The sequence below is a fragment of the Anaerolineae bacterium genome (genome assembly GCA_013178165.1).
Classification (GTDB): Bacteria; Chloroflexota; Anaerolineae; order Aggregatilineales; family Ch27; genus Ch27.
Genome location: JABLXG010000031.1, coordinates 26,275 through 38,182 on the forward strand (window position 1 = coordinate 26,275; position 11,908 = coordinate 38,182).

The window sequence follows — 11,908 nt, forward strand, 5'->3', positions numbered from 1 at the left end:
GAGCACGAATTTAATGGAAAGTGTCGTCGAAGGGCTGAAGACCTGGGCGCGCGTCAATTCACCCTGGGTCATCCATTTCAACAGCGGCTCCTGCAACGGCTGTGATATTGAAATCCTGGCCACGATCACCCCGCGCTATGACCTGGAGCGCTTCGGGATCAAGCTGCAGGGCAGCCCGCGCCACGCCGACGTGCTGATCTGCACCGGCCCGGTTACCCGCCAGGCCCGCGACCGCCTGATCCGCATCTATGAGCAGATGCCTGAGCCGAAGTTCGTGATTGCGGTCGGCTCCTGTGCGCTCTCCGGCGGCGTGTTCGACGGCCTGTATAACGTCGAGGGCGGCATCGACCAGGTACTGCCGGTAGCAGCGTATGTTCCCGGCTGCCCACCACGCCCGGAAGCGATCATCGACGGCGTGGTCAAGCTGCTCAGCAGCCTGGAGCAGCCCGCTGCAGAAGCCGCTCCTGCCCACAAGCAGGGCGCCACGCAGCCCGTCTATGAAGGGGAATCGATATGAGCGCCCAGGAGTTGCTGGCAAGCGCCCGTGCGCTGCTGGAAACCTTCGTCGCGGAGTACAACACGCCGGAGGAAGATCGGCTGGATATCTGGATCGCCGCCACCAACCTGCCTCATGCCGTCCGCGCCCTGCACAACGCCGGCTGGGGTTATCTCTCGGCGGTAACCGGCCTGGACCTTGGCCCGGAAGCGGGACAGCTGGAAGCGTTGTACCACTTCTGCAACGGCCCGGCGGTGCTGACGCTGCGCGTCCGGCTGGGGCGGGCAACGCCCAGCGTACCCACTCTGTGCACGATCATCCCCTCGGCTAGCTTCTTCGAGCGGGAACTGAGCGAGATGTTTGGCATTACAGTGGAAGGTACACCCAATACTGATCACCTGTACCTGCCGGATGATTGGCCGGACGGCGTCTACCCGCTGCGCAAAGACTTTGACCCGAGCACGCTCCACATCACAGGCTGAACAGGGGGCACACGGCACATGAAGCAGGAACCACAGAAAGTCATCACCAAAAAGGGGGAGCGGTTCATCATCCCCATCGGGCCGCAGCACCCCGCCCTCAAGGAGCCGGGTCACTTTGAGTTTGCCGTAGACGGCGAGACCGTAACCGACGCCACCGTGCGGTTGGGGTATGTCCACCGCGGCATCGAGAAGGGCGTGGAAAGCCGCAACTGGGTCCAGAACCTGTACATGCTGGAGCGCATCTGCGGAATCTGCTCCCATACCCACGCCATGACCTACTGCCTGGGCGTGGAAAAGCTGGCCGCCGTCGAGGTGCCGGAGCGGGCACAGGTCATCCGCCTGATCGTGGCCGAGCTGGAGCGCATCCACAGCCATATGCTATGGCTGGGCGTGGCCGCCCACGAAGCCGGCTTCGACACGCTGTTCATGTACACCTGGCGCGACCGTGAAACGGTCATGGACCTGCTGGAGTTGCTCAGCGGCAACCGTGTCAACTACTCGGCCAATCTGCTTGGCGGCGTCAAGTTCGACATCTCCCCGCAACAGGCGGATAAGATCCGCCAGGGGCTGGCCTTCCTGGCGGAGCGCAATACGCACTACCTGGACGTAGTGATGAATGACATGCTGCTGCTGGGCCGTATCCGCGGCGTGGGGGTGATGACCCGCGACCAGGCGGAAAAGCTGGGTGCGATCGGGCCGACCGCCCGCGCTTCCGGCGTGGCCCGCGACGTGCGGCTGGACGCCCCTTACGGTGCGTACCGGATGTTCAAGCCAAAACTGATTCTGGAAACAGCGGGTGACCTGGAAGCACGCTTCATCGTCCGTCTGCGCGAGATCGCCGATAGCTGCCGTCTGATCAACGAGGCGCTGGATAACCTGCCGCCCGGCGACCTGACCGTGCGCATGCCGCGCCGCATCAAGGAAGGCGAGACGATCAGCCGCGTGGAAGCGCCGCGCGGTGAGGCGTTTTACTTCATCAAGAGCAACGGCTCCGACCTCCCGGAACGGATCAAGGTCCGCACGCCGACCATCTGCAATATGGGGTCGGTCCTGGCCCTGGCCAGGGGCCACCAGCTGGCCGACATGCCCATGATCCTGGTCGGGATTGATCCGTGCTTCTCCTGCAACGACCGCATGATCACCCTCAGGCGGCCAGACGGCGAAGCGGAGACGTGGAGCTGGGGCCAGTTGTGCGAGTATGGCATCAAGGCGTACCAACGATGAACCCGATTGTCGCTTTACTGATCTTTCCCGGTGGTCTGTTTGTCCTGACGCTCGGTCTGGCCTATGAATGGGTTGACCGCAAGTTGCTGGCCCGCGCCCAAAACCGGGTTGGCCCGCGCTGGTTCCAGCCGCTGGCCGACGTATTCAAGTTGCTGGCCAAGGAAGAAGTCATCCCCAACGATGTCAACCCGCTGCTGTTCGTTGGGCTGCCCATCGCGGCGCTGGCCGGGGCGCTGACCGCCGCCCTGTACGCCCCGATCTTCGGCCTGGCCCCCGCCTACAGCTTCGAGGGCGACCTGATCGTCACCGTCTACCTGCTCAGCCTGCTCACGCTGTGCATGGGCCTGGCCGGGGCGAACACATTCAACCGCTTCGCCCTGGTTGGCGCAACACGTACGCTGACCCAGCTTTTTTCCTACGAAGCGCCGTTCATGCTGGCCCTGCTGGCTCCGGCCTTCGTGGCTCACACCTGGCAGATCAGCACGATCAACGCCTATGCCAGCACGCACTGGCTGATCGTCACCCAGCCGATTGGCTTCCTGGTGGCGCTGATCGGCCTGATGGGCAAGCTGGAATTGCCGCCCTTTGATGCGCCGGAGGCCGAAACTGAGATCGTGGCCGGGGCGATGACCGAATACAGCGGGCGCGGGCTGGCGCTCTTCCGGCTGGGTAAGGGCGTGGAAATGGTCGTCGGCTTGACGCTGGTCGCGGCGTTCTACCTGGGCGGGCTTGCCAGCCCGCTGGATTTCCTGCTCAAGACCGGGGCGCTGTTGATCGCCATCGTGATCATCCAGGCCTTGATGACCCGCCTGCGCATCGAGCAGACGGTCGGCCTGTGGTGGCGCTGGGGCGCTCTGCTGGTGCTGGTGCAGTTGTTACTCTACATTCTGTGGGAGGTTGTAACGGCATGAAACTTGGGGCGATGATCAACGACATCTTCGAGTCGATCTTCAAACATCCGGTCACGGAGCGTTACCCGTTCGAACGGAAAGAAACGCCATCCCAGTTCCGCGGGCAGCTGCAGTGGAACCGTGAAAACTGCACCGGCTGTGGCCTGTGCGCCAAAGATTGCCCGGCCAACGCGATCGAGGTGATCGTGCTTGATCGCAAAGCCAAGCAGTTCGTCTTTCACTACAACGTCGACCATTGCCTGTTCTGCGCGCAGTGTGTGCATTCCTGCCGCCAGGGTTGCCTGTCCATGCAGCCCCAGCTGTGGGAGCTGGCCGCGCTCTCCCGCGCTGGCTACCGGTTGTACTACGGCAACGACGATGACATCCGAACCTACCTGGCAAGCCAGACTGCGGCAGAGCCTGCAGCCACGCCGCAGCCTGCCGTCCAGCCCGTCGCCCTCGACTGAGGGCGCTCCTGAGCCTGCCCGGCGCATCCGGGTGGCCATCCTGGGCATTGGCAACGCTACTGGCGGCGATGATGCCGCTGGTAGCGTTGTTGCCCGGCTGCTCATACCGCACCTGTCCGGGCGAGAAAACGTCCTGGTGATCGATGGTGGGGCTGCGCCGGAGAACTGCACCGGGCCGTTGCGCCGCTTCCGCCCCGATCTGGTGCTGCTGGTCGACGCGGCGCAAATGGACGCGCCACCGGGCGCGGTGCGCTGGCTGGATTGGTCAGCGATCGATGGCCTGAGCGCCAGCACGCACACCCTGCCGCCGAGTCTGTTAGCCCGCTACCTGGTGGCGGAAACTGGCTGCACGCTGGCTGTGATCGGCATCCAGCCAGCGGGCAATGCTTTCGGCGCGCCGCTCACACCACCCGTCCAGGCGGCGGTGACAGAGATCGTGGATGTCCTGAGGCGGGAGCTAGGACGGGAAGCACCGGAATAGCCCGTAAATTCTGTGCCTGGTATAATCCTCTTCGGTGCAGAAAACCGGCCTATCCGGAAAATCCGCAATGCCCCTCAAAGTTTGGCAGCTCGATCCAGCCCAGATGACCACCTACTACAATCTGGCGCTGTGCAGCGCCCTGGCTAGGGCCGGCTGTGACGTCCGCTACGTGACCTCCCGCTTCCTCTACGATGAAAATCTGCCAGATCTCGAAGGTTTTGTAGTAGATACCCACTACTTTCGCGGGCTGAGCTGGCCCATCCTGTTGCACTACCCACGCCTGCGTCGTCTGCTACGGGCGATCAGTTACCCCTTCGGACACCTGGAAACCTTGCAGGCGATCCGGCGCGAGCGACCGGATATCGTCCATGTGCAGTGGAGCCGCCTGCCCCGCCTGGACGGCTGGCTGATCCGCCGTGTTCGTGCAGCGGGTATCCCGGTGGTGCACAGTGTGCACGACGTTGTGCCCCTCTTTGCCCTGAACGCCAATCCCGATCGCCTGGGACAGATCTACACCAGTGTTGATGCCCTGATTGTCCACACGCAATCCAGCCGGGAGGCTTTGCTGATGCACTACCCGGCTATCCGTCCGGAGCGCGTACACGTGATCCCGCACATCGCCATCAGGAATCACGCTATCCCGCCAGGGGCCAGCCAGGAAGCTGCCCGTCAAAGCCTGCAATTACCCCTGACAGCGCCAGTGTTCCTATTCTTCGGCGCGATCAAGGCATACAAGGGCCTGGATGTGTTAGCTACGGCCTTTGAGCGTGTTAGCCGCGAACGCCAGGACGCCTGGCTGGTTATCGCTGGTAGGCCAGATGGTCCTCAACAAACCCGCCTGCTCCAGCAAATGCAAAAGCGTGCCAATGTGCGCGTGCTGGCGGAATTTGTACCCTACAACGACGTATGGCGGTACTTTTATGCAGCCGATGTGATTGTCTTCCCCTACCATTACATCTACCAGAGCGGGGCGCTGATCACGGCGCTGAGCTTTGGGCGCGCCGTAATCGTCACTGCAGCGGGGGGGCTGCCGGAAGGAGTAGACGGCAACGGCTGGGTAGTCCCACCCGGGGACGCGATAGCTTTTGCCGGGGCTATGCTGGCTGCGCTAGCCGACGCGTCTTCCCTGCCGGACAAGGGCCGCCGCTCCCAGGAAATTCTTGAAGAACGCTTTGGTGAAGCCATCGTTGCCAAGCAGACTATACAGCTTTACGAGGCGCTACACCGTGGAAAGCGACCATGAATCCGCTGGTGACGGTTGTCACGCCGTGCTTTAACAGCGCGGCCTTCATCGAGGATACCATCCAATCTGTGTTGGGTCAGACCTACCAGCCGATCGAATATATCATCATGGATGGCGGCTCCACCGATGGCACGCTAGACATCATCCGCCGCTATGCCGACCGCCTGATCCTGATCTCTGAGCCAGACCGAGGCCAGTCTGACGCGATCAACAAGGGCTGGCGCATGGCCCGTGGGGATATCCTGGCCTGGCTTAACGCTGATGATGTGTACTTTCCGGAGACCGTGGCCACTGCCGTAGGTTATCTGGAGGCACGCCCTGAGGTTGCCTGGGTCTATGGCAGGCAGGAGACATTCGATTCTGACGGAAGGGTCTTCCCGTTTCGCTTCCCGGTGTCGGAGTGGGATTACGACCGGCTGCTCAACGTAGCCCCCTACATCTGCCAACCCACCGTCTTCCTGCGGCGGGAGGTGGTGGAGACCATGGGCTATCTGCGCGAGGACCTGCACTACGTCATGGACTACGAATACTGGCTGCGTATCGGTCGGCGCTACCCTGGCCGCCTGGTTCCTGAAATTCGCGCCGGGGTCAAGCACTATCGGGAGACCAAAACCATGTCTGGCGGGGTAAAGCGCATGGCCGAGCTGGAGGCCATGCGGGCTGAGTACGGCGCAACCGGCTTCCTGACCGGCTACCGTCATGAGTGGGTGGAGAGCTACCTGCGGGAAGCAGCGGTCCGGCTGCGGGCGGGGCAGTGGCGAGCGGCTGGAGCAGCCCTGCGCCAGACCGGACGCTTCCCCGCTGCCATCCCGCGCGGGCTGTTCAAGGCCCTGGTGCGGGTAGCGGTCCCGCCCGCCTGGGAAACCCGCCTGCGCCAGTGGATCCTGCGCCGTCACCGTTACCCCCGTTGAGAGCGGGGCGTTCAGTTAGATTAGATCGGCGGCGGCGCGGCCACCAGTGCCCGATCTTCTTCCGTCAGCTGCCTTCCGGTGATACGCCGGTAATGGGCCCGGAAAATCCTCGCTGTGCGCTCCCACGAAAACAGACGCGCCCGCTCTATCCCCCGTCTGATTAACGTACAGCGCAGCGCTTCATTGACCCACAGACACCGGACCGCAGCGGCGATCTCGGCTGGCTGAGTCGGGTCAAAGAGCAACCCGGCATCTCCCACTAACTCTGGCAGTGAGGTAGCTGTAGATGCCGCAACCGGCACGCCGGCCATAAACGCCTCGCTAACCGGCAGTCCCCAGCTCTCAAATCTGCTGGGAATCACCACGGCCTCCGCCAAACGATACAGGCATTGAATATCTGCTGGCGCTACATACCCCAGGAACCTGACCTGCTGCTCCAACCCCAGCCTGCGCACATGAGCAGCGATCCGGGGATAGAACTCGTTGAGTGTTCCAGTGCAAACCAGCGGGACGGTCAGACCATCCGCGCGCAGAGAAGCCAGTGCATCCAGCAAGCTCAGGTGATTCTTATGCGGCCAGGTCTGGGCAGGGTAGAAGATGAAGCGCTCAGGCAGGGCGAACTTACGCGCTGTTTGCGCCAGATCATCGGCTGTGGGAGGTGTATACGCCGCCAACACGGAGGCCATCGGTACCACGATCACCTTATCCTCCGGCAACCTATAGTGATGGAGCAGGTCCACCCTGGCCCAGCGAGAAGCCACGGCGACAGCAGCAGCCTGGTGGCAAAACCGGCGGTACCTAATTTCCCGGCTGTTGATCTCAGCCTGCGTGAACAACTCCGGCAAATGAAGATGCTGCAAGTCCCACGGCTGGTAGATACTGGGGATGTCGGTCAGGAAGCCATTCTGGGTCACGAAGTGCATTAGCCCGATCCCGGCCTGTTCGATCGCGCCATCCGAGACCGGCACTGGGATTGTCCTGTGCCAGTAGCGACTGAGGGGCTTCCAGAGCGACTGGACAAGAGGGGCAGCCTTCACTTTCTGCTTCCAGGTAGCAGGCCGGGGCGCCAGGCCATGCTTCAGCAAGCGGCACGGCCCGCCAATGTAGGGTTCCAGCCACGCGCAAGCATCCTCATACACCAGGAAGGCGTAGGTTTCGTCACCATCTTCTAGCCCTGACAGCGCACTGGCCAGTCCAATGACCACCTGCTGGACACCTCCCCACTGGCCATCGATCATCCGTGCGTCAAGACATACGCGAAGGGTTTGCATGGCTGTCCTCAGGGTTTGACTGCTAGAAAGGTGTACATCCGACCGGGCCGGGGCCGTTTGATTCGCATCCAGGCCAGCGTAGTTGCACCTGGCAGACGACTGATCATATCGCCTAACTGCCCCAGCTTGCGTCGGTACATGATCTGCGGGAAGTGTTCCAGTTCCTCCTGGGTGCGCACTACCGGAAAGGCGTTGATCAGACTATCCCAGGGGCCAAACACTTGCCGGACCTCCAAGTCAGCACGCTGGATAGCGTCAAGATACTGAGGAAGACGGTAGGCATTTTCGCCACCAGCAAGTTGATGAATTGGATGGTTGGCCAAGAACTGCGCTAGTTGTACGTCGTTATCGACTACGTGCTCACGACAGGCCAGCAAGATACCACCCGGCTTGAGCACACGGGCACATTCCAGCATGACTTGCGGCAGATCGCGGGTGTGGTGGAGCACCTGGCGCGCATAGACAATGTCCACAACGGCCTCAGGCAGGGGGATATCCTCGCCGAAAGCGTCGATTGGCTCGATCGGGTATGGCCCGCACAACCGGTTAATTGCCCCCCGCCCAACTTCATCCGAGGCGTCAGGCTCCAGCGCATAGATCTGCCGTGCCCCGTGAACTGCAAACGCGTACGACGCGATCCCTGCTCCAGCGCCCAGATCAAGGATCACCGCGTTCTTGACCCTCTCCTTCAGCAGACCCAATACTGCCGCGAATTCAGCAGACTGGCAGAAGCGCCGGGCTGCGGCAACCACATCTCGATCCAGATATGCATCTCGCACCAGATCGGCGTAGCGAGGGTCGTCCCGCAAGCGAAGGATAGCTTTATCAAGAGAGTGCATTATCTTCTCAGCTATATCTGTTAATCATCCTGTATCTTTCTGCCAACATAAATGAGTGTTCCAAAATGAGCAAAAGGTGCAAGACCTTCTTCCCTTGGCAACACCTTCTTCAACACATCATCATAGTTACGAAAATAGCTGAGTAAATACTCGCTGTCGCTGAACGAATGCGGATGCCCGATATCTGAGCCTGTTTCTTTAGCGAATTGCTCAACAGCCTTCAGATCATCCTCATTAGTCAAATCCTGTCCCAGTATTATCAACCCTGTTGGAGCAACAACACGAGCTAGCTGAGTCAAACACATATCAGGATCCCGAACATGATCCAGCACATTTATACAGACAACAAGATCAAAGTAGTCACTGGCAAATGGCGCTTCCTCAAGGGGATGATCATCAATGAGATATTCTCGTGCTTTCCATTTGTTTGACAGGTGAAAACCGTTGTAACTCACATAGTGCTTTGCCAGTGGATCGCTGGCAAACACATGGCGTGCTTCTCGGCCTTGCAGGATAATGCGCAGGTTTGTAAAAGGTCCGCAACCAAATTCAACGACATTGTTTAGGTGGTGTGGAACGTAGTGATAGTTCTCAAATTTCTCGGCCCACCAATGGTTGCGGTCATCGCCTCGTCCGCCTTCCACAAGGTTTTTGATCAGGGTCTTCAACGGCCCCAGATTTCGCCAACGTTTCCCCTTGGCGATGCTCCTATCCCAGTGATCCTGTTCCCAGCGCTGGGCTTGCTGCCATCTTTGCAGGGATATTTTCGACATCGGTCACCTCAACAAGTTCTCGCCCAAGCCCTCAAAACCTTGAAAGGATCTCTAGCTGCAGCAAGCTCAGTAAACTGCGAGTAGTGTGTTTGGTATTTCTGGGGGCTAGAAAGGAATAAGGTGAAGTCCAATAATGCCATTGAATTGTAAGTCTTTGCTTACAGGACGCCTTTTCTATTACTGGAGAGGCATCATCATGAATCGCTTGCACAATCTGCTCAGCGACGCGATCCCAGTTGAAGTGTGTATCAAGCAGCTGCCAGTTCAGGATTTGCAATTTCTTTAATTTCTGCTCAGGCAGTATCTGAAGCCATTCCAATATCTCTGCCACACGATCAAGGTTGTCTAATGGTACGTTGATGATACCAGGGTAATTTATGTATCCACTCTCGGGAGTGCAGATTGGAATCAGCCCCCAGGCCATTGCTTCAAGGACTGTGGTGGGATTTGCATCGGATCGGCCAACAGTAATCAGGAAATCATGTGAAGCAACAACCTCTCGGGAAGCCTGGTCGCTGAAATCTAAGTATCCGAGAGCTTTTACTCCTGGAATGGGTTTGCCGCGGCCAATCCACGAAAACATCATCCCTGGTAAGCGCTTCGCAATGTGCGCCAGATAAGTGGTGTTCTTGTAGATTGAGGTACCGCCAATGTACAGGAATGTCCGTTGCCCTGGCCGGTTGAACCTGTGTTTGATTACAGGGAAGTCAGTACGGTCTACAGCCAGATCAACATGAATCATTTTAGGGAGCCAGTGGGCGTACAACGATTCGCTGATGCCCGAAAACCAATAATTGCCGGTGATGGCCAGAAACAGGTCACAATAGGAGATAACCTTTTCCAAATGGGCAACTGCGTTGGGCATCCCATGAGAATATGGCGCCAAGGCAATAACCCTCTTCCATCCTTTGTTACGTATGCTGCGGTTGAAGATTGTCCAAGGGAAGGGGTGCGGATGCCCAAGTAACACGTCATCCTGCCCTGGTTTGATGCTCTCTACACTATCCCAATCATAGTACAAGACATCATACCCTTGCTCGTTTAGACGCTTGCCAATATTGCGCCCAATGGTGTCCGGAGCAGAAATGCACGGGCCGTGCGGGTAGATGAAATGCACTCTTGTCATTTGCTACCCCTAGTAGTGTCAGTGTACAGCTGCAACTCCGGTGGTCGCAATAATCGGAGGATGTATACCATGCTTGGTAACAGAATGAACACCAGCTGAGCCACAATCGAACCCCAGATTACACCTGAGATTCCGATCGTTTCTGTCAGGACAACAGATATTACAATGTTGCTGGCTGCCATCAGCAGACTGCAGACTGCCTGAAAACGTATCACCTGCAGACCATTAAGCAGCATGGCCACTGAACCGCCAAACGCACTTATGACAGTCCATATCCCGAAAGAAACCAGGAGCAGAGGTGAGGGAGTGACCGCATCCCCTACCCATAATTTAACAATCTGCTGTCCCAGGAGTACAAGAAGAATTGAAAATGGAATACTGATTGACAAGCTGATGGCAACAGATCGCACGAATGTTTGCCCGACCCAGGCCCTATCCCCCCTTGCGGTAGCTTCACCATAAGCTGGCCATGTAGGCATCAATAATGCGCTTAAAAATAGTATGATTATACTAAATAATTGTTTAACTATTGTATATTCGCTGACAGCATTGGGGCTAATTATATGGGCAAGCACAATGCTATCAGAAGAATAACCTATTACACTGGCTAACTGAAGAATGAAGAAAAACAGGCCAACCTCCAGTAGTTCTTGTCCGTAACTCCGACGTACTGCGCCCCAGTGTGGTCTCAACCATGGGCGCCTGATGCCGAACAGAATGATGCCGTTCAGGAATTGTGCTGCAATCGGCGCTAGCATGAGTGCTGCGATAAGCCAAGGCAAGCTAGCTCGCAGGTAAATCGCTAATAACACACCTGCCAGTGTAAAACACTTGCCAACCGCTTGCCAGAAGCTATCGAAGTAACCTTCCTGGTATCCCTGCTGAACACGTTGAACAATACCTAAGGGTATGCTGATTAGAAAACAGCCTATGGCAACTGCGACGGTAGGTCCAGCGTCGCGCACAGCCTGTGTAGAAGTTACGTTGAAGAATCGCTCCCAGGGTACGTGTGGATAAATCAGCATGAACACCACACCAAGTAACAACGCGACGCCTGACAGCATAATAAATGCGCTGGAAATGTATCTTTGAGCTCCCTCGCGATCATCACGGCCATGCGCATACGCCAACTTGTTCAGAAGGCCATTGCCAATCCCCAGATCAGCGAAAGCCAGAATTGTTAGCATTGCACTCATGGTTATCCACATGCCATACCGCTCAGTTCCCAGATAGTTTATAGTCAGTGGAACCGAGATAACCATCGTGACAGCGCTAACCCCCCGCATGCTGAGACCCGCCAACATGCTCAAAACGATGCGTCGATAACGTTCACTTGAGCGGTTCTCTGGAGTGCCTCCCGTGAGAGACTTGGATTTGAGAAAGGTCTTGATCTGCCACATGAGCGTTGTTTGTATTTGCCTAGTTCAAGGCTACGCAGTGCTGTGCCCGCCCACAGCATCCATTATGCCGGTAAGGCGGCGGCTACACAACTGACGGGTCATGCCTCGTGCACGGCAACCGGGCTTTCGAACATTGCTGTCCGCCCGCCGTTGCGCACTCAAGCCCGCTTAACCGACCCCGCAGTATTCTCAATAGAAATGCGACTCCGTGATAAAGTTGTTGTGGTTGCGAGACAACCAACCCAATCACAGGAGCCGCACGATGGACACTATAACACAGATTCAGGTGGCATGGGAATTGAAGA

General features: G+C 58.1%; 13 protein-coding genes. 8 read left to right on the top strand and 5 right to left on the bottom strand.

Features of this window, described 5'->3' with window-relative positions; all coding sequences use genetic code 11:
- Nucleotides 1–13: 13 nt before the first annotated feature.
- The 8 genes from HPY64_15085 (at nucleotide 14) to HPY64_15120 (ending at nucleotide 6,194) form a co-directional block, all read left to right on the top strand.
- Nucleotides 14–517 (top strand): NADH-quinone oxidoreductase subunit B family protein, encoded by a 504-nt coding sequence (locus HPY64_15085; protein ID NPV68466.1) that lies wholly within the window; start codon nucleotides 14–16, stop codon nucleotides 515–517.
- Complete coding sequence (locus tag HPY64_15090) at nucleotides 514–978, top strand: NADH-quinone oxidoreductase subunit C (protein NPV68467.1); 465 nt, start codon at nucleotides 514–516, stop codon at nucleotides 976–978. Before HPY64_15085 ends, HPY64_15090 begins: the two co-directional genes overlap by 4 nt.
- A gap of 18 nt (nucleotides 979–996) precedes the next feature.
- Nucleotides 997–2,202: an NADH dehydrogenase subunit gene (locus HPY64_15095; GenBank protein NPV68468.1), complete on the top strand. Its 1,206-nt coding sequence runs from the start codon at nucleotides 997–999 to the stop codon at nucleotides 2,200–2,202.
- A complete protein-coding gene (locus tag HPY64_15100) occupies nucleotides 2,199–3,113 on the top strand; it encodes an NADH-quinone oxidoreductase subunit H (protein NPV68469.1) in 915 nt (304 codons plus the stop codon). Before HPY64_15095 ends, HPY64_15100 begins: the two co-directional genes overlap by 4 nt.
- The gene (locus HPY64_15105) at nucleotides 3,110–3,559 is read left to right on the top strand and encodes a 4Fe-4S binding protein (GenBank protein NPV68470.1); all 450 of its coding nucleotides are present in this window, start codon (nucleotides 3,110–3,112) and stop codon (nucleotides 3,557–3,559) included. The genes HPY64_15100 and HPY64_15105 overlap by 4 nt, the downstream gene beginning before the upstream one ends.
- Nucleotides 3,471–4,040, top strand: coding sequence for a hydrogenase 3 maturation endopeptidase HyCI (locus HPY64_15110; GenBank protein ID NPV68471.1), 570 nt, complete (start codon nucleotides 3,471–3,473; stop codon nucleotides 4,038–4,040). The genes HPY64_15105 and HPY64_15110 overlap by 89 nt, the downstream gene beginning before the upstream one ends.
- A 67-nt stretch (nucleotides 4,041–4,107) precedes the next feature.
- Nucleotides 4,108–5,283: a glycosyltransferase family 4 protein gene (locus tag HPY64_15115; GenBank protein NPV68472.1), complete on the top strand. Its 1,176-nt coding sequence runs from the start codon at nucleotides 4,108–4,110 to the stop codon at nucleotides 5,281–5,283.
- Nucleotides 5,280–6,194 (top strand): glycosyltransferase, encoded by a 915-nt coding sequence (locus tag HPY64_15120; protein ID NPV68473.1) that lies wholly within the window; start codon nucleotides 5,280–5,282, stop codon nucleotides 6,192–6,194. Before HPY64_15115 ends, HPY64_15120 begins: the two co-directional genes overlap by 4 nt.
- 20 nt (nucleotides 6,195–6,214) lie before the next feature.
- On the opposite strand, the gene HPY64_15125 is transcribed toward HPY64_15120, so the two are convergent.
- Genes HPY64_15125 through HPY64_15145 form a run of 5 tightly spaced genes read right to left on the bottom strand, consistent with a single transcriptional unit; the run spans nucleotide 6,215 to nucleotide 11,603 of the window.
- Nucleotides 6,215–7,465, bottom strand: a complete 1,251-nt coding sequence (locus HPY64_15125) for a glycosyltransferase family 4 protein (GenBank protein NPV68474.1) — start codon at nucleotides 7,463–7,465, stop codon at nucleotides 6,215–6,217.
- Nucleotides 7,466–7,473: 8 nt separating this feature from the next.
- The gene (locus tag HPY64_15130) at nucleotides 7,474–8,304 is read right to left on the bottom strand and encodes a methyltransferase domain-containing protein (GenBank protein ID NPV68475.1); all 831 of its coding nucleotides are present in this window, start codon (nucleotides 8,302–8,304) and stop codon (nucleotides 7,474–7,476) included.
- A gap of 20 nt (nucleotides 8,305–8,324) precedes the next feature.
- Nucleotides 8,325–9,077, bottom strand: coding sequence for a class I SAM-dependent methyltransferase (locus HPY64_15135; GenBank protein ID NPV68476.1), 753 nt, complete (start codon nucleotides 9,075–9,077; stop codon nucleotides 8,325–8,327).
- Nucleotides 9,078–9,108: 31 nt separating this feature from the next.
- Complete coding sequence (locus HPY64_15140; GenBank protein ID NPV68477.1) at nucleotides 9,109–10,203, bottom strand: glycosyltransferase family 4 protein; 1,095 nt, start codon at nucleotides 10,201–10,203, stop codon at nucleotides 9,109–9,111.
- Entirely contained in the window at nucleotides 10,200–11,603 is a 1,404-nt protein-coding gene (locus tag HPY64_15145) for an oligosaccharide flippase family protein (GenBank protein ID NPV68478.1), read from the bottom strand. The genes HPY64_15140 and HPY64_15145 overlap by 4 nt, the downstream gene beginning before the upstream one ends.
- Nucleotides 11,604–11,908 lie beyond the last annotated feature (305 nt).

What these genes read in the sequence shown, in the direction of transcription:
- HPY64_15100 (NPV68469.1), top strand. Translation starts at nt 2,199, where the DNA reads ATGAACCCGATTGTCGCTTTACTGATCTTTCCCGGTGGTCTGTTTGTC.
- HPY64_15105 (NPV68470.1), top strand. Translation starts at nt 3,110, where the DNA reads ATGAAACTTGGGGCGATGATCAACGACATCTTCGAGTCGATCTTCAAA.
- HPY64_15110 (NPV68471.1), top strand. Translation starts at nt 3,471, where the DNA reads ATGACATCCGAACCTACCTGGCAAGCCAGACTGCGGCAGAGCCTGCAG.
- HPY64_15120 (NPV68473.1), top strand. Translation starts at nt 5,280, where the DNA reads ATGAATCCGCTGGTGACGGTTGTCACGCCGTGCTTTAACAGCGCGGCC.
- HPY64_15145 (NPV68478.1), bottom strand. Translation starts at nt 11,603, where the DNA reads ATGTGGCAGATCAAGACCTTTCTCAAATCCAAGTCTCTCACGGGAGGC.
- HPY64_15090 (NPV68467.1), top strand. Translation starts at nt 514, where the DNA reads ATGAGCGCCCAGGAGTTGCTGGCAAGCGCCCGTGCGCTGCTGGAAACC.
- HPY64_15125 (NPV68474.1), bottom strand. Translation starts at nt 7,465, where the DNA reads ATGCAAACCCTTCGCGTATGTCTTGACGCACGGATGATCGATGGCCAG.
- HPY64_15115 (NPV68472.1), top strand. Translation starts at nt 4,108, where the DNA reads ATGCCCCTCAAAGTTTGGCAGCTCGATCCAGCCCAGATGACCACCTAC.
- HPY64_15140 (NPV68477.1), bottom strand. Translation starts at nt 10,203, where the DNA reads ATGACAAGAGTGCATTTCATCTACCCGCACGGCCCGTGCATTTCTGCT.
- HPY64_15130 (NPV68475.1), bottom strand. Translation starts at nt 8,304, where the DNA reads ATGCACTCTCTTGATAAAGCTATCCTTCGCTTGCGGGACGACCCTCGC.
- HPY64_15095 (NPV68468.1), top strand. Translation starts at nt 997, where the DNA reads ATGAAGCAGGAACCACAGAAAGTCATCACCAAAAAGGGGGAGCGGTTC.
- HPY64_15085 (NPV68466.1), top strand. Translation starts at nt 14, where the DNA reads ATGGAAAGTGTCGTCGAAGGGCTGAAGACCTGGGCGCGCGTCAATTCA.
- HPY64_15135 (NPV68476.1), bottom strand. Translation starts at nt 9,077, where the DNA reads ATGTCGAAAATATCCCTGCAAAGATGGCAGCAAGCCCAGCGCTGGGAA.